The following is a 1,084-nucleotide window of genomic DNA, read 5'->3' as shown; positions in this document are numbered from 1 at the left end:
CCTTCAGACCTTGCCTCACGACAACGCCCTTGCCCTTTCGCTAACCTTCGGCTCTGCGAATACCTGGTAAGAGGACTTTCACCTCTCTAGTTAAGTGCCATGCTCGGCACACACGCCAAATTCAGCGGCTGCCGAAGGCAGTCCGCTGGAATTTTTTGTTATGTGTGTCTACGGCTAAGTTACCTTTAATGGTTGCATGAACTATAATCTCATAGTCTTTTACTTCCAGAGGAGCTGGTTATGCAATATCCACTCTTCAAACAGTTTATTAATGCCTCTTCTTCATTAACTCGCCAACAGAAAAACACCTTACACCGCCTTCTGTTTGAGGACTGCGAGCACGACCGTTCCCATGAGCTTGAACAATCCATTGAAGGCTGCTTCGCAGAGCAGCCTCACTGTCCGCACTGCCAAAGCCTTGAGGTCGGCCGTTGGGGAATTCGCAATGGCCGCGCTGTAAACATTGTGAGAAGACTTTCAATGCTTTCAGTGGCACACCGCTTGCTCGACTCAGACACTCTGAAAAATGGGCTGATTATCTGGATAGCATGACTCACTCCATGACACTAAGGCCCGCAGCCAGGCATTGCGATATCACGCTAAAAACGTCTTTTCGTTGGAGACATCGTTTTCTGGAAGTGATTGAACAGGATCAGGCAGAAGAACTCTCTGGCATTGTCGAGTTAGATGAAACTCTGTTTCGGGAATCGTTCAAAGGCCAGCGATCCGGTATGCCCAGGGCTTCCCGCAAACGGGGTAATGATAAAAAGACCCCTTGTCGCAAATTTCCCGTAATGGTGGCTCGTGATCGCCAGTCCCAAACAGTCGATGGCATACTTGAAGCGACCAGTGGAGATCAACTCTGTCAGCACCTCAAGGGTCGTATCTCTATAGAGGCTGTGGTTTGTGCTGACGCGCATCTTGCCCATGAGAAACTGGCCAGAAAGCTGGGGTTCACTTTCAAAGAACTGGTCAGTTCAGAAGGGCAAAAAGTACTTGATGATATTTTTCATATTCAACATGTGAACGCTTATCACAGTCACCTTAAGGGCTGGATCTCAGGGATCTTTCATGGGGTTGCCAC

At 48.7% G+C, this 1,084-nt stretch carries 1 pseudogene; it reads left to right on the top strand.

What is annotated here, in order from left to right:
• Positions 1 to 240: 240 nt before the first annotated feature.
• Positions 241 to 1,084 (top strand): annotated as a pseudogene (locus ACR2PX_RS02440) (IS1595 family transposase); the annotation flags it as partial.

The sequence above is a fragment of the Endozoicomonas sp. genome (assembly GCF_051008435.1).
Taxonomy (GTDB): Bacteria; Pseudomonadota; Gammaproteobacteria; order Pseudomonadales; family Endozoicomonadaceae; genus Endozoicomonas_A.
The sequence above is the reverse complement of the archived record's forward strand: the minus strand, read 5'-3'. Positions and strand labels throughout refer to the sequence as shown.